The following is a 22,439-nucleotide window of genomic DNA, read 5'->3' on the forward strand; positions in this document are numbered from 1 at the left end:
ACATATCAAGGAGGCAATACATATGGCGAAAGATGAAACATTGCAGATGCTTAAAGAACTAACAGATGCGAATGGTGTACCGGGCAATGAACGTGAACCTCGCGATGTTATGAAAAAGTACATCGAACCTCTTGCGGATGAGTTAATGTATGACAACTTGGGTAGTTTAATTGCTGTTAAAAAAGGAAAAGCAGAAGGCCCCAAAATCATGGTAGCTGGTCACCTTGATGAAATTGGCTTTATGATTACACGAATTGATGATAAAGGATTTCTTTGGTTCCAAACTGTTGGAGGCTGGTGGGAGCAGGTAATGCTGGCTCAGCGTGTTAATGTTATGACACGTAAAGGGAATATCATGGGTGTAATTGGTTCAAAACCTCCACATATTCTCCCAGCAGAACAGCGCAAGAAATCAGTTGATAAGAAAGATATGTTTATTGATATTGGTGCTTCAAGTAAAGAAGAAGCAATGGAGTGGGGAGTTAAACCTGGTGACTCTGTTGTACCTGTTTGTGAATTCACGGTCATGAACAACGAGAAGATGCTTATGGCAAAAGCATGGGATAACCGCATCGGCTGCGCGATTGCAATAGAAGTTCTTCGAAAGCTTCAAGATGGTGACCACCCGAACACTGTTTATGGAGTTGGAACAGTTCAAGAAGAAGTAGGTCTTCGAGGCGCTACTACAGCTGCCAATATGATTAAGCCGGATATCGGTTTTGCAGTGGATGTTGGTATTGCTGGAGATACTCCAGGAGTTAGTGATAAAGATGCTCAATCCAAAATGGGTAAAGGCCCACAAATCATTATGTATGATGCATCAATGGTTAGTCATAAAGGCCTTCGTGATCTTGTGACTGACACAGCTGATGAGAAAGACATTCCTTATCAATTCGATGCGATTGCAGGTGGTGGAACAGATTCAGGTAAAATTCACCTTACTGCAAATGGAGTACCAGCATTATCGATCACAATTGCCACACGTTATATTCATACTCACGCAGCGATTCTGCATCGCGATGATTTCGAAAATGCAGTAAACTTAATTGTTGAAGTCATTAAAAAGCTAGACGCTGATACAGTTAAAGAAATTACATTTAATTAAACACAAAATCCGGTGGAATTTTTCCACCGGATTTTGCTCGTTAATTAACCCCTTGTGCCATGTAAGAAAGCATTTGCTCACGTTCATTCTCTGGAGCTTCTTTCCAAAGAATTTCGAAAAGAACGCCTAGTCCAGGAAGCATCTTCTCTTCTCCGCTTTGCATAGCGTCAAGGATTGTAGCTTCAAGCTGCTCCTCGTTGTTTCCATCAATATTAGCGAGGATCGCTTTTCGTAAGTTAAGGTCCATACTTTACACCTCACCTTTCTCATTCGCTTGTTAGAACAAGCACCATTAGTATGAGCGTTTCAGTTTAATTTCATGAGTTTTGTTGGAATCTTCCGTTGTGACCCTTTATAATGAAAACATTGAGAACCAAAGGAGAGCATAATGATTATAGAATCCGTAAAAAATCAAAAAGTGAAAGATTGGAAAAAGCTCCAAACAAGAAAAGGAAGAGAGAAAGCAGAATCTTACCTTATTGAAGGTCCGCATATTATTGAAGAAGCTGCAAAAGCAGAAGCTCCAATTGTAGAAGTCATTCTAACAGAAGGTATGGATTTATCTTCCTATCCGTTTAAAGAAAGTCCTATTGTCTATACTGTTACAGAGAAAGTCATGTTTGAGCTAACCGATACAGAAACCCCACAGGGAATAATGGCAGTATGCAAAATGGCCGAGCCTGTATCACCTCAAAATGGAAAGCTTCTTCTTCTTGATGCGATTCAGGATCCAGGAAATCTAGGAACGATTATTCGTACAGCAGATAGTGCGGGATATGATGGTGTATTGTTAGGGGCAGGAACAGTAGATCCCTACAATAGTAAAGTGCTTCGTTCTACACAAGGCTCTATATTTCATTTGCCAGTTAGAAAAGCGAATTTAGTTGAGGAAGTTAAATCACTCAAGCAATCAGGTATGCACATATACGCAACTGAAGTAAGTGGAGGCACGCCTTATCAAGAAGTTGAACATCAGTCAAACTTTGCTGTTATTCTAGGTAACGAAGCAAATGGAGTATCAGAAGAACTTCAAACGCTGGCAGATGTAAATGTCTATATTCCGATATATGGCGATGCTGAGTCATTAAATGTAGCTGTAGCCGCTGGAATTCTTATGTATGGTTTACTTCGTTCATAATCAGGCTTGCAGAGTGATGGTTTTTTTTCTATAATTAGAAGCAACTTATATATGTTAAAAACAATGATAGAGAGTAGTAAGCTGCCGCTGCCTTTGCAGGGAGGAAATGCCGTGACTGGAAGCATTTCTACAGGGAAGCCGCCGAATTCGCTCTGGAGTTGCCGCTTAGTTGGTATACAAAAGCGGATCGGTGACAAACCGTTATTCTTTGCTTAAGGCTGATAGATTCATTCTATCAGTGAATTAGGGTGGTACCGCGAAATCAAATCTTCGCCCCTTTACTGGGAGCGAGGATTTTTTTATTGCTTAAAAAAGCTTTACTTGAAAGAAAAGTATGAAGTGGAGGTCAAAACGATGCAGGAACGTTTACAAACGTTAAAAGAGGAAGCCCTGTCACAAATTGAGAAAGCTTCTTCAATGAAAGAAGTACAGGATATTCGAGTTGCTTACCTTGGAAAGAAAGGACCAATTACGGAAATTTCAAAGGGGATGGGCAAGCTTTCAGCTGAAGAGCGTCCTAAGATGGGACAGCTGGTTAATGAAATTCGCACAGCCATATCTGACCAACTTGAAGCGAAAGTGAATGGTTTAGAGAAAGCAGCTGTTGAAGAAAGACTTAAGAAAGAAACAATTGATATCTCTCTTCCAGGTCGTCCAATCAAGAGAGGCAATCACCATCCGCTAACGAGGGTCATTGAAGAAATTGAAGATCTCTTTCTTGGAATGGGCTTTTCAATTGCTGAAGGTCCTGAAGTTGAAACAGATTACTATAATTTCGAAGCACTGAATCTCCCTAAAGATCATCCAGCTCGTGATATGCAGGACTCATTCTATATTACTGAGGAAACTTTACTTCGTACACATACATCTCCTATGCAGGCAAGAACGATGGAAAAGCTTAACGGTGAAGGTCCAGTTAAAATTATTGTTCCAGGTAAGGTTTACCGTCGTGATACAGATGATGCAACACATTCTCATCAATTCATGCAAATTGAGGGGTTAATGGTTGGAGAGAATGTTCGAATGAGTGATTTGAAGGGCGTGTTGCAATCATTCGCAAAGAAAATGTTCGGTGACGAGCGTGAAATCCGTCTCCGTCCAAGTTTCTTCCCATTTACAGAACCTTCTGTTGAAATGGATATCTCATGTTTTATTTGCTCTGGTAATGGTTGTTCTGTATGTAAAGGTACAGGATGGATTGAGATTCTTGGTGGAGGAATGGTTCACCCGAATGTTCTCCGTATGTCAGGATTTGACCCTGAGAAAGTAACTGGCTTTGCATTTGGTATGGGACCTGAACGAATTGCAATGCTCAAATATGGAATTGATGATATTCGTCACTTCTATACAAATGACAGTCGTTTTATTAAACAATTTAACACACTATAGATGATGGTTAGGAGGAGAAAAGAATGCTCGTATCAATGAACTGGCTACAACAGTATGTAGATTTAGATAGTTATTCAGCTGATGAACTAGCAGACCTTATTACTAAGGGCGGAATTGAAGTTGAGACAGTTGAACAGCTTAATAAAGGAATTAGTGGAGTGGTAATCGGACACGTTCTATCTTGTGAACAACACCCTGATGCGGATAAGCTAAACATTTGCCGTGTAGATATTGGTGAAGAAGAACCAGTCCAAATTATTTGTGGAGCTGCGAACATTGCAGCAGGACAATACGTAGCAGTGGCAAAGGTTGGAGCTGTTCTACCAGGAAACTTCAAAATTAAGAAAGCGAAGCTTCGTGGTGAAGCATCGCATGGTATGATTTGCTCACTCCAAGAGCTTGGGATCGAAAGCAAGCTTGTTCATAAAGAATATGCAGATGGCATTTTTGTATTCAGTGATGATGTAACACCAGGTGAGGATGCACTTCATTACCTTAATTTGAATGATGAAATTCTTGAATTAGGTTTAACGCCAAATCGTGCAGATGCGATGAATATGATCGGTGTTGCTTATGAAGTTGGAGCGGTACTAAATCGATCGATTGAACTCCCATCACCTGAGCTTGTTCGTTCTGAGGAAAACGCACAAGATTATGTGTCTGTTCAAATAGAGAACGAAGATGATAACCCGTATTATGGGGCAACTGTTATTAAAAATGTAACCATTGCTTCATCTCCTCAGTGGCTTATTAATAGACTAGTGTCTGCAGGAATTCGCCCAATTAATAACGTAGTTGATATTACAAACTATGTTCTTCTTGAATACGGGCAGCCATTACATGCTTTCGATTATGACCGCTTTGGATCGAAAGAGGTTGTTATTCGTCGTGCAGCAGAAGGAGAGAAAATCGTTACACTTGATGATACAGAGCGTACGCTCTCAAGTGATCATCTTGTGATAACGAATGGTTCCAAGCCAGTTGCTGTTGCAGGAGTAATGGGTGGAGCAGATTCTGAAGTTCAACAGAATACAACGACGATCTTGCTCGAAGCGGCTTATTTTGATAGTAAGCTTGTGCGTAAAGCATCGAAAGATCTTGGGTTAAGAAGTGACTCTAGTGCACGATTTGAAAAAGGAATAGACCGTAATCGCGTAATCGGTGCAAGCGAGCGTGCTGCACAGCTTATTCAAGAGATTGCCGGTGGAACCGTTCTTAAAGGTACAGCGGAACAGGGTGATCGTACAGTTGAAGGGAAAGAAGTTAGTATCGAAGTAACGAGAATTAATCAAGTACTCGGTACTGAGATTTCTGAAACAGAAGTTGCGGCTATTTTTGAGCGTCTTCAATTCTCATATCAGAACTTTGGTGGCACGTTTACTGTTCAGGTTCCTCCTCGTCGTCCTGATATCACGATTTCAGAGGACTTGATTGAGGAAGTTGGCCGTCTTTACGGTTATGACAATGTTCCTGCAACGCTACCAATTACCGAAAGCACGCCAGGTCAACTTTCTGATTACCAGAAGAAACGCCGTCGTGTTCGTCGAGCTTTAGAAGGAGCGGGACTATATCAGACGGTGACTTATTCCCTAACTAGCCCTTCAAAACGTGTATTCTTCTCTAATGAGACAACAGATGCCATTCGTCTAGCGATGCCGATGAGTGAAGAGCGAAGTGAACTTAGAACTAGTTTGCTACCACATCTTCTCGAGGTGGCGCAGTATAACAAGAATCGTCAGCTAGAGAACCTGGCTTTTTACGAAACAGCTTCTGTTTTCTTACCAGAAGGAGAGCTTCCTAAAGAGCAGGAACATCTTGCTGGTGTAGTATCTGGCCTATGGCAAGAGCATCTATGGCAGAAAGAAAAGAAGCCTGTTGATTTCTTCGTTGTGAAAGGTATTCTTGAAGAACTTGCCGTAGAATTCGGTGTGGAAGATCGCCTTACATTTGCTAGAGCAGATGAACCGAAGCTGCATCCGGGTAGAACAGCAGCAGTTCATCTAGATGATGAATTGATCGGTTATATTGGTCAACTTCATCCCGAAGTTGAGAAAGAGCTTGATTTAAGTGAAACATATGTTTTCGAAATCAATCTTGAAGCATTGTTGAAAGCAGATGTTGATCATCTTAAATACAAGAAGCTTCCTCGCTTCCCTTCAGTAACTCGTGATGTTGCACTCGTTGTCAATGAATCACTTGAAGCAGGTCAGGTGAAACGCGTCATCGAAGAAGCTGGCGGAGCAAAGCTCGTAGAAATTAATTTATTCGATGTCTATCAGGGTGAACACTTAGAAGAAGGTAAGAAATCACTTGCTTTCTCCTTGCGGTACTACAACCCTGAACAAACATTAACAGAAGAAGAAGTAAAGAAGGCGCATGATCGCGTGCTTACTGCAGTAGAAGAACAATTCGGTGCTGCGCTTCGTAGCTAATAGAAAAGACTCCTTTCTTTTTAAAAGAAAGGAGTCTTTTTTTGTGACCAAATTCTAAAAGGTTGTTGCTTTTGAAATAATTATTGAATAAAAAACCACACTTTGCTAATTGGAGCGGAAATTAACCCGCGCTTATAGCAACAATGTCTACGAAAAGAGTTATTTTACATAAACATACCAACAAAAATAGCCGTAATAAACGAAGCAAGCGTTCCACCAATAATAGCTTTGAACCCAAGACGAGATACCTGAGAACGCTTAGAGGGTTCAAGTGACCCAAGTCCAATAATCAATTGACCAATTGATGAGAAATTAGCAAAGTTACAAAGAGCAACTGATAGAATCGCAACTGTCTTCTCAGATAATCCATCCTGTATAGAAGTTAAATTCTGATAAGCAACAAATTCATTTATAGACATTTTGGTACCAATGATTGAAGCAGCACGGAAGGCTTCATCTAGTGGGATACCTACAAGTAAAGCAAACGGATAGAAGATATAACCGAGTATTGAGCCAAGGTCAGTTCCAACTTCACCAAGCATCCCGTTTACAACGGCAAGTATACTAATGAATGCAATTAACAGCCCACCAATATTTAATGCAAGCGTAACACCACTAACAGTACCGTCTGCGATTGCTTCAAAAATATTAGCATGTTCTGATCGTTTCATCGTTACGTTATCATTTGTTTGTGATTCTTCAGTTTCAGGCTCCATGATTTTTGAAATAATCAGTGACACGAACGGCACGCTGAATACGGAAATCAATAAATATTTCAGATCAATTCCCATCAGGGAGTAGCCAACAAGAATTGCTCCACTAGCGGAAGCTGTACCTCCCACCATGATAGCGAATATTTCAGATCTCGTTAATAACTTCAAATAGGGTTTAACGAGAAGCGGCGCTTCTGCAAGTCCAAGAAAAGAGTTGCCAACAGCATTAAAAGTCTCAACTTTTGTTGTACCCATAAGTTTCCCAACCGTTACCCCGATTACCTGAACGACGATTGGAATGATGCGTAAATAATAGAGAGCTGAGACGAGCGCAGATATGAAAATAATAACGGCAAGTACGTTAATAGCAAAAACAAACGTTAAATCGGTTTGTTCGTATAATCCGCCGAATACGAATTGAATGCCTTCGTTACTGTAATTAATGACATTCTGTACGGCTGCTGATGCTTTTTCTAGTAGTAGCTTTCCTGTATTTACTTTAAGGACAAATAAAACAAATAGTCCTTCTATGAGTAGGCCAATTCCAATTGTTTTCCATCTAACCGATTTTTTTCTATTGCTTAATAACCAGGCAATCGCGAGTACGCCTGCAATTGATAGAAACCCTGTGATAATATTCATGATGACTGAATCCCCCTGTTAAATAAGTGTTGCTCCACAAATAAAAAAATATAAAAACTCGAACATATAAGAATGTCCGAGTTTATAGGAAGAATAGTCACAACAGTAAATACAACACATGTGTATGTATAAACAATGCGTACCTTCCCTATAGTCCAGCAATTAACGGTTGCCGGGTAGAAACTTATTGGACCCTATTTCCAAAATTATATAGAGATAAATGTGAAGTTGTATTAATCAATCTAGCAGAAGAAATAGTAGGTAGCAAGACCTGTTTAGATAGTAGGAATCTTTAAAAAATTCATGCTCACTATGTAAGCGTTCGACAAAATACGAGGGATTGTTTCTCTTCACAAGCTTTGATAGAGTACAAAGTAAAAAGCTGAATGACAGCTGTTTTTAAAATTTAGGGAGATGACTTATGAGTAAAAAACAAGTGTATTTTAACCATGATGGTGGCGTTGATGATTTAGCATCTTTATTTCTATTGCTTACAATGGAGGAAATAGAGTTAGTAGGTGTTTCTGTTATTCCGGCAGATTGCTATTTAGAGCCAGCTGTTTCAGCAAGCAGAAAAATAATTGATCGGTTTGGTAAGGGAGAAGACCTTAACGTAGCTGCTTCAACTTCACGTGGTGTCAATCCATTCCCGAAAGAGTGGCGTATGCACGCATTCTATGTAGATGCGTTACCTTTATTAAATGAGTCAAACGTTGTTCATACTCTGAAATCAGAATTGCCAGCACACGTACACCTTATCCAAACTCTTGAACAAAGCAAAGAACCAATCACACTTCTTTTCACAGGTCCATTAACAGATCTTGCTAGAGCTCTAGAGATCGCTCCTGGAATTGAAAAGAAGATCGAAAAGTTAGTTTGGATGGGAGGCACATTTCTTAATGAAGGGAATGTCGAAGAGCCTGAACATGATGGAACGGCAGAATGGAATGCTTTCTGGGATCCAGAGGCAGTCGCAGCGGTTTTTGCTACTGAAATAGAAATAAACATGGTTGCTCTTGAAAGCACAAATCAAGTTCCTTTAACCAATGAAATTCGTAATATGTGGGCGTCACAACGAAAGCATATAGGAGTCGATTTTATTGGGCAATGCTATGCCATGTGTCCACCACTTGTTCATATCGAAACAAACTCTACATATTACCTCTGGGATGTGTTAACAACGGTATCATTAACGCCTCAATCGTTCATTCATTCGAAAGTGGTTAACTGTTATGTTGAAAAAGACGGAGTAAGTCAGGGTAGAACGATTCTTGATGAAAAGGGAAGAGAAGTTACTGTAGTCAATGACGTCGATCGTGACCTGTTCTTTCAATATTTGACAGCACTTATGCATCAGGCAGAAGATCAACTAGAAGCGCCACAACTATTCCTATAATTTAGAGATCAAAAAGGCTGGCTCAACAGAGCCAGCCTTTCATTCATCATTTAAAAGTTTGATTAATTTCGATTAGATTTCTCGGCGATTTTTTTTGCTTTTAAGCTGTTAGCGAAGTGAGTCTTAGCGAGTTGATTTAGTACGTCTTCACCATGCTTTTGAATTAATTTGGCTGCTGCAAGATCTACAGCTGCACCTGCTCCTTTAGGTAATTTAACGTTGTTTTCTTTACCAAGCTTATCAATTTCCATGACAAAAGAATATCTTGCTATGATAGAAGCAGCTGCAACAGCGAGATGAATTTCTTCAGCTTTGGTAGCGAAATATACGTTTTCTTTCACAATAGTCGATTGACCTTTCAAATAGTTAAAATAGATTTCTGGCTTAGCGAATTGGTCAATTAAAATAGCATCGTAAGAAGGGATTTTGCGTTGTACGTTCTGAATAGCTTGGTTATGTAATAAAGCCTTCATCTTCCCCTGATTCATTCCTTTTTTCTGCATCGCATTATACTTCTGGTTTGGTAATACTAACAGACTGTATGGAATTGTTTTAATCAGGTTTCTTGCAATTTCAATGATTTCGGGATCTTTCATTCCTTTAGAATCTCGTACACCGAGCTCTTTTAAAAGTGGAATCTGTTTTTGGTCTACGAATGCAGCTGCTACTGTAATGGGTCCAAAGAAGTCTCCAGTTCCTACTTCATCACTTCCAATAGCTGAAAGGGTAGAAATGTGAGCAGGTGGTGCGAATTGATGATCTCCTACTTTTTTCTTTGCAGATGATTTGCTTGATGTAGAGGGCTTACTAGAAGATTGCCATGGCTTTGCTTCTGCTTCTGCCGCTGTACCTTGAAACATAACCTTTCCCGAACGATATCCTGTAATCGTACAAGAAGGTGTCTTTGCTACGAAAATGCTACCTGGTGGCTGTTTATCGCTTAAGAGGCTGTTGTATTTCTTTTTAATTTCATTCATAATGGATGGTGATACAGTTAAAACTACCTGTGACATAACAAAACTCCTTTGTGAACTGTGCTTACATCCTATTATATCAGACTGTGTTTGTGAATCGGAACGGTTCAAGAGCACTGTGTTTCATTACCACACTATTCATGCTATGATATACGTTAGGATTCTCTCTCATGATAGGAGGCTTATTGGGTGACAGACAGTCATGGAAAAATACGTACAACTGTTGAGATTTATGGTGAACAATATACAATCGTCGGCGATGAAAGTCATCAACATATTCGTGAAGTCTCAAATTTAGTCGATGACAAGATGAGTGAGATTAAAGGTTTAAATCCGTATCTAGATACAAAGCGCCTCGCTGTGTTAACAGCAGTAAATATAGTAAATGAATACGTTATGATTAAAAAAGAACTCGAAGAAATGAAGAAAAAACTGAGAGAAGAGGAATAACGTAAGATGGTTGATCTAATTCTTTTAATAATACTGGTTGGAGGCTTCCTAGTAGGGCTTCGAAGAGGTCTTATTCTACAGGTAGTCCATTTGGCCGGATTTATTGTTTCGTTTATCGTCGCTTACATGTACTTTAAAGATCTCGCACCACAGCTAAAACTCTGGATTCCATATCCATCTTTTGGTAATGAGGCTGCATCAACAGCCATGATTTTTGATGCTATTAATCTTGAAGCTACATATTATAGTGGAATTGCATTTGCACTCTTGTTTTTTGGTACAAAAATCATTATGCAAATAATAGGGTCCATGCTCGATTTTCTTGCGGATCTTCCAATTTTGAGAACTGTGAATGGTTGGCTTGGTGGTGTACTTGGGTTTGTAGAAGTGTACATTGTCGTATTTCTATTTCTCTTCATTGCTGCCCTTCTTCCAAATGAGACGGTTCAAACCGCTATTTCCAATTCAATTCTTGCAGAGAGTATTGTGAAGCACACTCCTGTGCTAACAGAACAAATTAAAGATCTCTGGAGTACGCATGTAGCATAACCCTTCGCATAGAAGGGTTATTTGTTTGTTATAAGCTTTTATAGAAGTTCTTTTTATAGAAATTAATGCTATAAGAGAGGTTAATTTCCGCTCCAGGATGCTCGCTTTCCGCGGGGCGGGACACTTGAGCCTCCTCGTCGCTACGCTCCTGTGGGGTCTCACCTGTCCCGCTAGTCCCGCAGGAGTCGAGCATCCTTCCGCTCCAATTAGCGAAGTGTGGCTCTTATACAAAAATTCTTTTGGTAGTAACAATCTGTTAGTAAAGAGACTTTCTAAAATATTAGTGAAAACTGCACTTAGCAGATTAGCCACTACTTTTATGCAACAATATTTAAAATAACACTTAATAATAAATAAGATTAAATAATTGGATTTAGCTGTAAATATGGATACGATAGAGGTAATGATTTCATTAAGAAGGGTGAGAAGACAATGAACAAAAAGAACGTCATTCAATACCTTGAAAAAATTGCAGTGTACATGGAACTTAAAGGTGAGAATCCTTTTAAAATATCGGCATTTCGTAAAGCAGCTCGTGCGTTAGAGACGGATGATCGAAGCATGGATCAAATCGATGATCCTGCTGAACTAACAGGCATTGGTAAGGGAACGGCAGCTGTTATTAATGAGATAATAGAAAACGGTGAATCTGAAACTCTTGAGTCTTTAAAGAAAGAAGTGCCAGAAGGACTTGTTCCGCTCCTTAAATTGCCAGGCCTTGGGGGTAAAAAACTTGCCAAACTATATAAGGAGCTCGGAGTTGTTGATCTAGCTTCACTTAAAAAAGCATGCGAAGCAGAGCAGATTCAAGAACTACCTGGTTTCGGCAAGAAAAGTGAAGAAAAGATACTTGCAGCGCTTGAGGAAGTTGGAAAAAGACCGGATCGTTTATCGATTGCTTACATGCTCCCTCTTGCAGAGAAAATTGAGGCTCAATTAAATGAAATTTCAAGTATAGAAAAATTCGCAAGAGCAGGTAGCTTGCGAAGAGTTCGTGAGACTATTAAAGATCTTGATTTTATTATTGCGACTACAACAGCTGCTGACGTTTCAGAGAAGTTGTTAGAGCTTGACGGTATTTCCAAGATTGTCGTAAAAGGAGAAACGAAGATTACGCTCGAATTAGATGACGAGTATGGCGTATCAGTTGATTTCCGAATAGTGAAACCGGAAGAATTCGCAACAACGCTTCACCATTTTACAGGTTCAAAGGCACACAATGTAAAAATGAGGCAGATTGCGAAAAAAAATGGCGAGCGAATTAGTGAATATGGAGTTGAATCTTTAGAAACTGGAGAAGTTCTTACCTTTAAGAGTGAGGAAGAATTCTACCACCATTTTGGTCTGTCCTTTATTCCACCTGAAATCCGCGAAGATACTGGTGAGATTGAGGAAGCTGCCGAAAAGAAGATGGAGTTAGTTCAATTAGAAGACATTCAAGGTGATCTCCATATGCACTCTACTTGGAGTGACGGAGCTTATACAATAGAAGAAATGGCTGAGCGTGCGCGAGAGAAGGGCTATTCTTATATTGCAATAACAGATCATTCACAGTATTTAAAGGTTGCGAATGGTTTAACTGCTGAAAGACTGCGCGAACAAAGAGTCGAGATCAATCGGTTAAATAAAAAATGGACCGATTTTAGAGTTTTCGCAGGAGTAGAGATGGATATATTACCAGATGGTACGCTCGATTATAATGACGAATTACTTGCTGAGATGGACTTTGTTATTGCCTCTATTCACTCTTCATTCACTCAAGATGAAGAGACGATTATGGCACGTCTTGAGACAGCGCTAAAGAGTCATCATGTTGATCTTATTGCCCATCCATCTGGAAGGCTTCTTGGCAGAAGAAAAGGTTATGCACTCAATCATGAGAAGTTGATCCAACTTGCTAAAGAAACCAATACGGCCCTTGAATTAAATGCTAATCCAAATCGATTGGACCTTGCTGCTGAATGGCTTCGGAAAGCACAGGATGAAGATGTTAAAATCATGATTAATACAGATGCCCATCACATGGACATGCTTGAACATATGGAAATTGGCGTATCTGCTGGACGAAGAGGTTGGCTACGAAAAGAGAGCGTCTTAAACACATTCACGGTGAAAGAACTAGAAACATTCTTTAACCGTCATCGTTAACTAAATTTAAGCTTCTAGGAGGAACGACCATTGCAAAAAAGAGTCTTGCGGCTACTCGAATACGACAAAGTTAAAGAACGACTCGGTAAACATGTATCTTCTTCATTAGGGAAGCAAAGGGTGGAACAGCTCGTTCCAATGTTTTCTCTACAAGATGTAAAGCATCAGCTAGATGGAACAGAAGAAGGAAGAAAAGTAATCCGACTTCGTGGTCAGGCACCACTAGGCGGCATTCGAGATATACGCCAGAGTGTTAAGAGAGCGGAAATAGGTGGAATGCTTAATCCGTCCGAATTATTAGATATTTCAAGTACAATCTATGGCGGACGACGATTTAAGACATTCCTAGAGAATATGGTTGAAGATGGGGTAGAACTTCCGCTTCTTCACGATCTTGTAAGTCAAATTATGCATGAAACGGAGCTTGAACAGGAGATTAATGCATGCATTGATCAAGACGGAGATTTATTAGATTCAGCTAGCGATGCTTTACGTCGTCTACGTACACAGTTACGAAGTTTTGAATCACGAGTAAGGGAAAAGCTTGAGAGCTTGATTCGGTCATCAAGTACTAGAAAAATGCTTTCCGATGCTCTGATTACCATTCGCAATGAACGTTATGTGATCCCTGTAAAGCAAGAATACCGTGGTTCATTTGGAGGTATGGTTCACGATCAATCATCCTCAGGAGCTACGTTGTTTATTGAACCTCAATCAGTTGTATCGATCAACAATCAGCTTAAAGAAGTGAAAGTGAAAGAGAAGCTTGAAATTGAGCGTATTTTAACTGAATTGACAGGACGAGTTGCAGAGTCTTCAGAAACGTTGCGTCATAATGTCGATACGCTTGCAGATATCGATTTTATTTTCGCACGAGCTTTGTATGCAAATGAACTGAAAGCAACTCATCCATCCATGAATGATGAAGGCGAGCTTGAGATTCGAAACGGTCGACATCCGCTTCTTCCTCAGGATGAAGTCGTACCTTCTTCTCTTTATCTTGGACGTGATTATTCATCACTTGTTATTACAGGTCCAAATACAGGGGGGAAAACTGTTACACTGAAGACAGCTGGTCTTTTAACACTTATGGCACAGTCGGGTTTACATATTCCAGCTGATGAAGGCTCTACGATGTCCGTTTTCCAACAAATATTTGCTGATATTGGCGATGAGCAATCTATTGAACAAAGTCTAAGTACATTCTCTTCTCATATGACGAATATCGTTACTATTCTAGAGAACATTGATCACAATAGTCTTGTTCTGTTTGATGAGCTTGGTGCTGGTACGGACCCTCAAGAAGGTGCAGCGCTTGCCATCTCCATTCTTGATTACGTATATAACCGTGGATCTAGAGTGATTGCCACAACCCACTATAGTGAATTAAAAGCCTATGCTTATAATCGTGAAGGGGTTATGAATGCTAGTGTAGAATTTGATGTGGAGACCCTTCGTCCAACCTATCGTCTCTTAATTGGTGTACCTGGACGAAGCAATGCATTCGAAATTTCAAGACGTCTAGGATTAATGGATGATATTATTGACGATGCACGGTCACAGATTTCTAGTGAGAGTAATAAAGTAGATCGCATGATTTCTTCTTTAGAAGATAGTCAGAAGCAGGCTGAGCGCGATCGAGAGGTTGCAACTGATCTCCGAAAAGAAGCTGAATTACTTAAAAAAGACTTGGAAACTCAATTAGAGAAATTTGAGAAACAGCGTGAACGTATGTTTGAAGAAGCAGAGCAGAAGGCTGCAGAAGAAGTTGAGAAAGCACAGGAACAAGCTAAACGAATTATCCATGATCTGCGTACCTTCCAAAAGGGAGCTGTTAAAGAACATCAGTTAATCGATGCACAGAAACAGCTTGAGGATGCAAAGCCTGAACTTCGAAGTGAAAAGCCTACACAAAAGAAAGCAAAAGTTAGATCCTACCAACCTGGTGATGAAGTGAAAGTGATTAGCTTTAACCAAAAGGGTCATATTGTCGAACAAGTGGGCAAGAACGAATACCAGGTTCAACTTGGAATAATGAAGATGAACGTAAAATCAAACGACCTTGAAGCGATTAAATCAAAACCAGCCGTTGAACGAAAGCCCTTTGTTACTGTTCGGGGAAGCGATAGCAGAGTAAAGACAGAGCTTGATCTGAGAGGTAAAAGATACGAAGACGCTCAAATGGAAGTAGAGCGCTATATTGACGATGCACTACTTGCGGGATATAGCCAGGTTTCGATTATCCATGGGAAAGGTACTGGGGCGCTTAGAAAAGGTGTTCATGAATGGTTGAAACGTCACTCTCGCGTGAAAAATCTCCGAATGGGCGGCATGAATGAAGGCGGCGGTGGTGTTACCGTTGTGGAACTGAAGTAGAGAAAGGAATTATCATTATGGATCAATTGTGGGAGAGTGTAGCATTTCAGACAGCCGCTAATTACAGTGTTGTTATTGTTTGTATGATTGTTTTTCTTGCGCTTTTTGAATTTGTCACATCCTATCGTAACTGGGAGGAAATTCAAAGAGGAAATCTTGCTGTTGCAATGGCTACTGGGGGTAAGATATTCGGAATAGCCAATATCTTTCGGTTTTCAATTGAACACAATGATTCGCTTGTCACGATGATGGGATGGGGAGTCTTCGGTTTTTTCCTTCTATTAATCGGATACTTTACCTTTGAATTTCTAACGCCTAAATTTAAGATTGATAAACAAATAGCAGCAGATAATCGAGCAGTAGGTTTTATTTCGATGGTGATATCGATTGGCCTGTCCTTCGTTATTGGAGCTGGGATTTCATAAGAGGAGCAAGGTATGGAAACGTTATGGAAAGTACTTATAGTCGTATCTATCGTGTTTTTTATTGCAGGTATAGTTTATTTACTTTATTTTGTGTAATCATGAAGAAACAGGCGAAATGCCTGTTTCTTTTTTATTTGCTAAGGCTCTTTTCTAAAATATTGTTGCTTTTAAAACATATATAAAAAAACACACTTAGTGATTGGAGCGGAAGGAGGCTTCCCGCCCGCCCTGCTGGAAGCGAGCATCCTGGAGCGGAAATTAACCTACTCATATAGTAACAATGTTTACTAAAAGAGCCTTTGCTAAAGAAAGATAAGAGTGACGCTTGTCTCCTTTTTCCGACTTAAATTGCCAATGTATTCAAAAAAATCAAAAAAAGATAGGATATTTTAAGCGTTTTCATTATAATTATCTTATAGAGAGAATATTTGGTTTGGAAGGAGTCGTAAAAGGGAGGTTGACGATATATGACGAACAACGTTGAAAAAGAGTGGTTTAGCTATTATCAAGAAGGAGTTCCTAGCTCAATTGAATATGAGAATAAACCACTGCAAGCTTATCTGATTGATGCAGCCACAAAACATCCTAACAAAACAGCTGTTCATTTCCTTGGGAAAGAACTAACGTTTCAAGAACTACTTAGCCGGTCGAAGCGACTAGCAAATTCATTGCGTGAGAATGGGCTCAAGAAGAGTGATCGTGTATCCATTATGCTTCCGAATTGTCCGCAAGCTGTTATTAGTTACTATGCTGTCCTTATGGCAGGAGGAGTAGTCGTTCAAACCAATCCTCTGTATATGGAGAGAGAATTGGAGCATCAGCTTACCGATTCAGAAGCGAATATAATGATTTGTCTTGACCTTGTACTACCAAAAGTATTGAAGGTGAAAAATAAGACAATGCTTCAACATATTGTTGTAACAAAAATCCAGGACTATTTACCATTTCCTAAAAATCTACTTTTTCCGCTTATCCAAAAGCAAAAGAAGCAGGGATTGCTTGTTGAAATGCCATCTACAGATGAAATTCATACATTCAAGAACTGGGTAGCAAATGGGAGTGAGGATGACATTGAATTAGATGTTAATCCGAAAGAAGATCTTGCTCTTCTTCAATATACGGGTGGAACAACAGGTCTTGCGAAAGGTGTCATGCTAACTCATTTCAATCTTGTAGTGAATACAATGCAGTGTAAGAATTGGATTCCTGATGCGAAGTACGGTGAGGAAAGTGTTATGGGTATTCTTCCGTTCTTCCATGTTTACGGCATGACATGTGTGATGAACCTTTCAATTATGTATGCGGCTAAAATGATTATTCTTCCTAAATTCGAACCAAAAGATACGCTTAAGGCGATTGAGAAGCAGAAGCCCACATTATTTCCTGGGGCACCAACCATCTATATATCATTGTTAAATGAACCTGACTTTGATAAGTATGATCTATCATCGATTAAAGCATGTATAAGCGGTTCTGCGCCACTCCCAATTGAGGTCCAACAAAAGTTTCAGGAGAAAATCACTGGTAGACTCGTAGAAGGATATGGCCTAACGGAGTCTTCCCCTGTAACGCACTCGAATCCACTTTCGGATGGAACGGTAGTTGGAAGTATAGGCCTTCCCTGGCCAGATACAGATGCTAAAATTGTATTGCCAACAGGAGATGAAGCGGCTCTTAAAGAGATTGGAGAGCTTATTGTTCAAGGACCTCAAGTTATGAAAGGCTATTGGAAGAGACCTGATGAAACGAATGCGGTATTAAAGAATGGGTGGCTTTTTACAGGTGATATGGCCTATCGAGATGAAAAAGGTTACTTCTATGTAGTGGATCGAAAGAAAGATATGATTATTGCAGGTGGCTATAATATTTATCCTCGTGAAGTGGAAGAAGTACTCTATGAACATCCAGCAGTACAAGAAGCTGTTATCATCGGCATACCTGATGCTTATCGCGGTGAAACGGTAAAGGCATTTGTCGTATTAAAGCAGAATGAAAAGGCAACTGAAGAAGAAATGAATCAATTCTGTCGTAAATTCCTTGCTGCTTATAAAGTGCCTAGACTTTATGAATTTAGAGAAGAGCTTCCGAAAACTACGGTTGGTAAAATTCTCCGTCGTGTTCTAGTAGATGAAGAAAAGGCAAAAAAGGACCAATCGCTCTAGCGATTGGTTTTTCTGATTGGCTATGTCAATGGACAGTGTTGATTTTTGGCTTATTTACGCCCTGCGATTGGTCATCCCGAATGAGTCAAAAATAGAGAAATCAACAATATGAGCAAACATAGCCTTCTGATTTAATGTCTAAAATTAATCATTAATATTCTGGAAAGATTCGCACATTTCTGCTTATTATGGTATGATTATTTTGTAAAAAATCTCCTGATTCTAAACGAGCGCTCGCTCAGAAATCTTATGTTGACAGCGGATGGTTCGTATCGCTACAATAAGATTATGAATGAACGCTCATTCATTTTCGGATGAGCGCCGGATAAAGAATAAAGGAGAAACTATTATGGTTGAAAAGGGGAAAAAAAGAGGACCAAAGTACGATAAAATCATAGACGCAGCAGTTGTTGTCATTGCTCAAAATGGTTATCATCAAGCACAGGTTTCCAAAATTGCTAGAGAAGCAGGAGTTGCTGATGGTACAATCTATCTTTATTTTAAAAACAAAGAAGATCTTTTAATCTCGCTATTCCAGAAAAAGATGGGCAGCTTTATCGACAAAACGGAAGAGCAAATTGCCAACAAAGACAACGCAATGGATAAACTGTTCACGCTGATTGATATGCATTTTAAACACCTTGGTTCAGATTATGAGCTTGCTATCGTTACACAACTAGAGCTTAGACAAACAAACAAAGCGCTTCGTGCTCAAATCGGCGAGGTACTGAAGAAATACCTCACCCTAGTTGATCATATTCTCGATGAAGGTATTAAATCAGGTTTGTTTATAGAGGAATTGGACATTCGACTAGCTAGACAAATGATTTTTGGGACGTTGGATGAAACCGTAACAAACTGGGTTATGAAAGATCACAAGTTTGATTTAGAGGCACTCGCAAAGCCGCTTCACAATTTATTGATAAACGGCTTGAGTAAATAAAAAGATGTCCCGGCTTAGACCGGGACCACCATATGAAAGGAGTGGAGAAGTGGAATTTATTAGAGTAAAGAATGAGAACAAGGTTGCGCATGTAACATTGAATAGACCACCAGCTAATGCAGTTGCATCTGATGTTTTAAAAGAACTGTCCGAAGTGCTCTCAAGTATTGAAGGAGATCCCGAGACAAAAGTAATCCTTATTTCAGGTGAAGGCAAATTTTTCTCAGCAGGTGCTGATATTAAGGAATTTACTACAGTTAGTAGTGAAGAGGGATTTGCAGAGCTAGGTGGTTTTGGACAGCAATTATTCGATAAAATGGAAGCGTTCCCAAAACCGATCATTGCAGCTATTCATGGTGCTGCGCTTGGTGGAGGTTTGGAGCTCGCGATGGCTTGTCATATTCGATTAGTAACTGAAAACGCCAAGCTTGGACTTCCTGAACTACAACTTGGTCTTGTTCCTGGATTTGCGGGAACTCAAAGACTACCAGCACTTGTGGGGAAAGCAAAAGCAACTGAAATGCTACTAACAAGTGAGCCAATTACAGGCATTGAAGCTGTGGCTGCAGGTCTAGCGAATCAAGTATATAGCGACGAAGATCTGCTTCCTAAAGCTAAAGAACTTGCTGAGAAGATCGCTTTAAAGAGTGCTGTAGCAGTTAACTATGCTCTTAAACTTCTCACCTATTCTAAGTCAGAGCAGTTTGATGAAGGTGTTCAAAAAGAAAGAGAGTATTTTGGGAAGGCATTTGCTTCAGAAGATGGACAAGAAGGTATTCGTGCATTTATTGAGAAACGTAAGCCGCAATTCCAAGATAAATAAAGTGAACTATCTCAGGGAGGGATAAAGATATGAACATTTATGTAATCATGAAAAGAACTTTTGATACTGAGGAAAAAATCGTTATCGAAAACGGAAAAATTAGTGAAGAAGGTGTTGAATTCATTATCAACCCTTATGATGAATATGCCATTGAAGAAGCGATTCAACTCCGTGATGATCATGGCGGTGAAGTAACAGTTGTAAGTATTGGTGATGAAGAAGTTGAGAAAGAGCTAAGAACAGCCCTTGCAATGGGAGCAGATAAAGCGGTTCTTATTAATAACGAAGATCTCGACGATAGCGATCAATATACAACAACGGCCCTTCTAGCAGCATATTTTGAGGATAAAGAATTCGACATCATTCTCGGAGGAAACGTATCGAACGATAATAGTACTGGACAAGTTGGACCACGTCTTGCTGAGAAACTTGGAATCGCTTACGTAACAACGATTACTAAGCTTGATATTGATGGAACAACAGCTACAATGGAGCGCGATGTTGAAGGTGACATGGAAATTGTTGAAGCACAACTACCACTTCTTGTGACGGCTCAACAAGGATTAAACGAGCCACGCTATCCTTCACTTCCAGGTATTATGAAGGCAAAGAAAAAGCCATTAGAAAATATAGATTATGATGAACTTGATGTAGAAGATGATGAAATTGAAGCTAAAACAGAAACGATTGAGCGTTATCTTCCACCTAAAAAAGAAGCAGGTAAGGTTCTCGAAGGTGAGTTAGGTGATCAAGTAGAAGAACTAGTGAAACTACTTCGCCAGGAAGCGAAAGTTATATAGGAGGGGACAATTATGGCTAAAAAAGTACTTGTATTTGCAGAAGCTCGTGATAATGAACTACGTAACGTATCGTTTGAGGCGATTGGTGCAGGGAAAGAAATCGCAGCTGGTGGTGAAGTCATCGCAGTAGTAGTGGGAGAAAATGTAGGCTCTCTAACAGATCCTCTTTTCCATTACGGAGCAGACCGCGTCATTAAAGTAGAAGATGAGAAACTTAAAAACTATACGAGTGATGGGTACGGACAGGCTTTCATACAGATCGTTGATTCCGTTGATCCTGATGCTATTCTTATGCCACATACTTCAATAGGGAAAGACTTAGCTCCTCGACTGGCAAGTAAACTTGATGCTGGACTTGTTTCAGATGCTATAGGAATTGAACTTGAGGGAGAAGACGTAGTCTTTACTCGTCCAATCTACTCAGGTAAAGCTTTTGAGAAGAAGAAGATTAAAGAGGGCATCATTCTTGCAACAATTCGACCCAACAATATTGCTCCACTTGAATTAGATGAGTCTCGTTCTGGTGAAGTTTTTGAAGAGAGCATAAAGATTAAAGATTTGCGTACGATTGTGAAAGAAGTTGTTCGTAAATCGACTTCAGGCGTTGATCTTTCTGAAGCAAAAGTGATTGTTGCTGGTGGTAGAGGTGTTAAGAGTGAAGAAGGATTTGAACCTCTACAAGAACTAGCAGATCTACTTGGCGCAGCAGTAGGAGCTTCTCGTGGTGCATGTGATGCCGATTACTGCGACTATTCCCTCCAAATTGGGCAAACCGGTAAAGTAGTAACTCCAGATCTTTATATTGCCTGTGGTATTTCAGGTGCAATTCAGCACTTAGCAGGTATGTCTAATTCCAAAGTAATTGTTGCAATTAATAAAGATCCTGAAGCAAGTATCTTCAGCGTTGCTGATTATGGTATTGTAGGCGATCTTTTCGAAGTTGTACCATTGCTTACACAAGAATTTAAGAAGGTACTTCAAACAAGCTAAGAACAAAGCGAGCTATATAGCTCGCTTTTTCTTATGTGCCGAGAAGTTTCTGAAAGATTGTTTTTATATAATGAATTTTTTATTAAAGGCTCTTATCTAAACGCTAGTAGTTTTTAAAGAATTTCCCTATAGAGAACAACATTCCATAGTTGATTGGAGCGGAAGGAGCTCGACTCCTGCGGGACTAGCGGGACAGGTGAGACCCCACAGGAGCGTAAGCGACGAGGAGGCTCAAGTGTCCCGCCCCGCAGAAAGCGAGCACCTAGAGCGGAAATCAACTACTACTCTTATCGTATAGAAACAAAGTCTAATATAACAACCGATTTAAAAGAACAGTCTCTAAATTTGTTTGTATTATTTACGATGACTCGTTTTATTAAAAGAAAGATGGGGAACAATGAATGTGAGTCAAAAAAATGGAATCATGAAGAGTATTAATGATATACTCATTTTGAGCCAGTTGATCGATACCAACATGGCAGAGCACATTGAGGCAACCGGCCTTAACCTGGTATTCTCAAGTGATAAATGTTTGAAGGAGGAAGATATAGAATGGCTATTGTACACGCAACAGATCAAAGTTTCACAGAAGAAACAAGTGAAGGTCTTGTACTAGCGGATTTTTGGGCACCATGGTGTGGCCCATGTAAAATGATTGCACCAGTTCTTGAAGAGCTTGATGCTGAAATGAGCGACGTTAAAGTTGTTAAACTTGACGTTGATGAAAATCAGGAAACGGCAAGCAAGTTCGGTGTTATGAGTATCCCAACACTACTAGTAATCAAAAATGGTGAGGTAGTTGACCAAGTAGTTGGCTTCCAACCAAAAGAAGCACTTGCACAAACACTTTCAAAACATCAATAATTGTTTAAAGAGCCCTGTTCTCAAAAGAACAGGGCTTTTTTTTGTGGTGATTTATTTTCTGACAAATTTACGGTATTGACACTGATAATCGTTCTCGATATAATCGTCATGGATAAAAGA

19 protein-coding genes, 1 riboswitch and 1 other annotated feature are annotated in these 22,439 nt (G+C 39.8%); of the genes, 16 read left to right on the forward strand and 3 right to left on the reverse strand.

Features of this window, described 5'->3' with window-relative positions; all coding sequences use genetic code 11:
* Positions 1–22 precede the first annotated feature (22 nt).
* A complete protein-coding gene (locus AB986_RS16470) occupies positions 23–1,105 on the forward strand; it encodes a M42 family metallopeptidase (protein WP_048312424.1) in 1,083 nt (360 codons plus the stop codon).
* Positions 1,106–1,145: 40 nt separating this feature from the next.
* Here the strand turns inward: AB986_RS16470 and sspI are convergent, their stop codons facing one another.
* Positions 1,146–1,352: a small acid-soluble spore protein SspI gene (gene sspI, locus AB986_RS16475; RefSeq protein WP_048312427.1), complete on the reverse strand. Its 207-nt coding sequence runs from the start codon at positions 1,350–1,352 to the stop codon at positions 1,146–1,148.
* A 138-nt stretch (positions 1,353–1,490) separates the two neighbouring features.
* Between sspI and AB986_RS16480 the strand changes: the two genes are divergently transcribed.
* From AB986_RS16480 to pheT, 3 genes are all read left to right on the forward strand, one after another.
* Complete coding sequence (locus AB986_RS16480) at positions 1,491–2,243, forward strand: TrmH family RNA methyltransferase (protein ID WP_152671017.1); 753 nt, start codon at positions 1,491–1,493, stop codon at positions 2,241–2,243.
* Between the two features lie 54 nt (positions 2,244–2,297).
* Positions 2,298–2,524, forward strand: a binding site (T-box leader).
* Between the two features lie 73 nt (positions 2,525–2,597).
* Positions 2,598–3,632: a phenylalanine--tRNA ligase subunit alpha gene (gene pheS / locus AB986_RS16485; protein ID WP_048312430.1), complete on the forward strand. Its 1,035-nt coding sequence runs from the start codon at positions 2,598–2,600 to the stop codon at positions 3,630–3,632.
* Between the two features lie 23 nt (positions 3,633–3,655).
* Positions 3,656–6,064, forward strand: coding sequence for a phenylalanine--tRNA ligase subunit beta (pheT, locus tag AB986_RS16490; RefSeq protein WP_048312433.1), 2,409 nt, complete (start codon positions 3,656–3,658; stop codon positions 6,062–6,064).
* A 164-nt stretch (positions 6,065–6,228) separates the two neighbouring features.
* Here the strand turns inward: pheT and AB986_RS16495 are convergent, their stop codons facing one another.
* Positions 6,229–7,419 carry a NupC/NupG family nucleoside CNT transporter gene (locus tag AB986_RS16495; RefSeq protein WP_048312435.1) on the reverse strand — a complete coding sequence of 397 codons (1,191 nt, stop codon included), beginning with the start codon at positions 7,417–7,419 and terminating at the stop codon, positions 6,229–6,231.
* A 131-nt stretch (positions 7,420–7,550) separates the two neighbouring features.
* Positions 7,551–7,653: riboswitch (purine riboswitch) on the reverse strand.
* Between the two features lie 187 nt (positions 7,654–7,840).
* Here AB986_RS16495 and AB986_RS16500 point away from each other — a divergent pair.
* Entirely contained in the window at positions 7,841–8,815 is a 975-nt protein-coding gene (locus AB986_RS16500) for a nucleoside hydrolase (RefSeq protein WP_048312437.1), read from the forward strand.
* 62 nt (positions 8,816–8,877) lie between these two features.
* On the opposite strand, the gene rnhC is transcribed toward AB986_RS16500, so the two are convergent.
* A complete protein-coding gene (rnhC, locus tag AB986_RS16505; protein ID WP_048312440.1) occupies positions 8,878–9,828 on the reverse strand; it encodes a ribonuclease HIII in 951 nt (316 codons plus the stop codon).
* 150 nt (positions 9,829–9,978) lie between these two features.
* Between rnhC and zapA the strand changes: the two genes are divergently transcribed.
* The 11 genes from zapA (at position 9,979) to trxA (ending at position 22,319) form a co-directional block, all read left to right on the forward strand.
* Positions 9,979–10,239: a cell division protein ZapA gene (gene zapA / locus AB986_RS16510; RefSeq protein ID WP_048312443.1), complete on the forward strand. Its 261-nt coding sequence runs from the start codon at positions 9,979–9,981 to the stop codon at positions 10,237–10,239.
* Between the two features lie 6 nt (positions 10,240–10,245).
* Complete coding sequence (locus AB986_RS16515) at positions 10,246–10,788, forward strand: CvpA family protein (RefSeq protein ID WP_048312446.1); 543 nt, start codon at positions 10,246–10,248, stop codon at positions 10,786–10,788.
* 432 nt (positions 10,789–11,220) lie between these two features.
* A complete protein-coding gene (gene polX / locus AB986_RS16520) occupies positions 11,221–12,936 on the forward strand; it encodes a DNA polymerase/3'-5' exonuclease PolX (RefSeq protein WP_048312449.1) in 1,716 nt (571 codons plus the stop codon).
* Positions 12,937–12,966: 30 nt separating this feature from the next.
* On the forward strand, positions 12,967–15,312 hold the full coding sequence (locus AB986_RS16525; protein ID WP_048312451.1) for an endonuclease MutS2: 2,346 nt from the start codon (positions 12,967–12,969) through the stop codon (positions 15,310–15,312).
* Positions 15,313–15,329: 17 nt separating this feature from the next.
* On the forward strand, positions 15,330–15,737 hold the full coding sequence (locus tag AB986_RS16530; protein ID WP_048312453.1) for a DUF350 domain-containing protein: 408 nt from the start codon (positions 15,330–15,332) through the stop codon (positions 15,735–15,737).
* Positions 15,738–16,204: 467 nt separating this feature from the next.
* Entirely contained in the window at positions 16,205–17,899 is a 1,695-nt protein-coding gene (locus tag AB986_RS16535) for an AMP-binding protein (protein WP_048312455.1), read from the forward strand.
* 349 nt (positions 17,900–18,248) lie between these two features.
* A complete protein-coding gene (gene fadR / locus AB986_RS16540) occupies positions 18,249–18,842 on the forward strand; it encodes a fatty acid metabolism transcriptional regulator FadR (protein ID WP_048312457.1) in 594 nt (197 codons plus the stop codon).
* Between the two features lie 49 nt (positions 18,843–18,891).
* The gene (locus tag AB986_RS16545; protein WP_048312459.1) at positions 18,892–19,665 is read left to right on the forward strand and encodes an enoyl-CoA hydratase; all 774 of its coding nucleotides are present in this window, start codon (positions 18,892–18,894) and stop codon (positions 19,663–19,665) included.
* A gap of 29 nt (positions 19,666–19,694) precedes the next feature.
* Positions 19,695–20,465, forward strand: a complete 771-nt coding sequence (locus AB986_RS16550; protein WP_048312461.1) for an electron transfer flavoprotein subunit beta/FixA family protein — start codon at positions 19,695–19,697, stop codon at positions 20,463–20,465.
* Positions 20,466–20,477: 12 nt separating this feature from the next.
* A complete protein-coding gene (locus tag AB986_RS16555; protein ID WP_048312464.1) occupies positions 20,478–21,455 on the forward strand; it encodes an electron transfer flavoprotein subunit alpha/FixB family protein in 978 nt (325 codons plus the stop codon).
* A 552-nt stretch (positions 21,456–22,007) separates the two neighbouring features.
* Positions 22,008–22,319, forward strand: coding sequence for a thioredoxin (trxA, locus tag AB986_RS16560; RefSeq protein WP_048312467.1), 312 nt, complete (start codon positions 22,008–22,010; stop codon positions 22,317–22,319).
* Positions 22,320–22,439: the final 120 nt, after the last annotated feature.

Origin of the sequence: Guptibacillus hwajinpoensis (assembly GCF_001039475.1) — a bacterium.
In the GTDB taxonomy this organism is placed as follows: domain Bacteria; phylum Bacillota; class Bacilli; order Bacillales; family Guptibacillaceae; genus Guptibacillus; species Guptibacillus hwajinpoensis.

Coding starts and splice junctions, on each gene's coding strand:
- AB986_RS16470 (WP_048312424.1), top strand. CDS start 23: ATGGCGAAAGATGAAACATTGCAGATGCTTAAAGAACTAACAGATGCG.
- sspI (WP_048312427.1), bottom strand. CDS start 1,352: ATGGACCTTAACTTACGAAAAGCGATCCTCGCTAATATTGATGGAAAC.
- pheS (WP_048312430.1), top strand. CDS start 2,598: ATGCAGGAACGTTTACAAACGTTAAAAGAGGAAGCCCTGTCACAAATT.
- pheT (WP_048312433.1), top strand. CDS start 3,656: ATGCTCGTATCAATGAACTGGCTACAACAGTATGTAGATTTAGATAGT.
- AB986_RS16495 (WP_048312435.1), bottom strand. CDS start 7,419: ATGAATATTATCACAGGGTTTCTATCAATTGCAGGCGTACTCGCGATT.
- AB986_RS16500 (WP_048312437.1), top strand. CDS start 7,841: ATGAGTAAAAAACAAGTGTATTTTAACCATGATGGTGGCGTTGATGAT.
- rnhC (WP_048312440.1), bottom strand. CDS start 9,828: ATGTCACAGGTAGTTTTAACTGTATCACCATCCATTATGAATGAAATT.
- AB986_RS16515 (WP_048312446.1), top strand. CDS start 10,246: ATGGTTGATCTAATTCTTTTAATAATACTGGTTGGAGGCTTCCTAGTA.
- polX (WP_048312449.1), top strand. CDS start 11,221: ATGAACAAAAAGAACGTCATTCAATACCTTGAAAAAATTGCAGTGTAC.
- AB986_RS16530 (WP_048312453.1), top strand. CDS start 15,330: ATGGATCAATTGTGGGAGAGTGTAGCATTTCAGACAGCCGCTAATTAC.
- AB986_RS16535 (WP_048312455.1), top strand. CDS start 16,205: ATGACGAACAACGTTGAAAAAGAGTGGTTTAGCTATTATCAAGAAGGA.
- fadR (WP_048312457.1), top strand. CDS start 18,249: ATGGTTGAAAAGGGGAAAAAAAGAGGACCAAAGTACGATAAAATCATA.
- AB986_RS16550 (WP_048312461.1), top strand. CDS start 19,695: ATGAACATTTATGTAATCATGAAAAGAACTTTTGATACTGAGGAAAAA.
- AB986_RS16555 (WP_048312464.1), top strand. CDS start 20,478: ATGGCTAAAAAAGTACTTGTATTTGCAGAAGCTCGTGATAATGAACTA.
- trxA (WP_048312467.1), top strand. CDS start 22,008: ATGGCTATTGTACACGCAACAGATCAAAGTTTCACAGAAGAAACAAGT.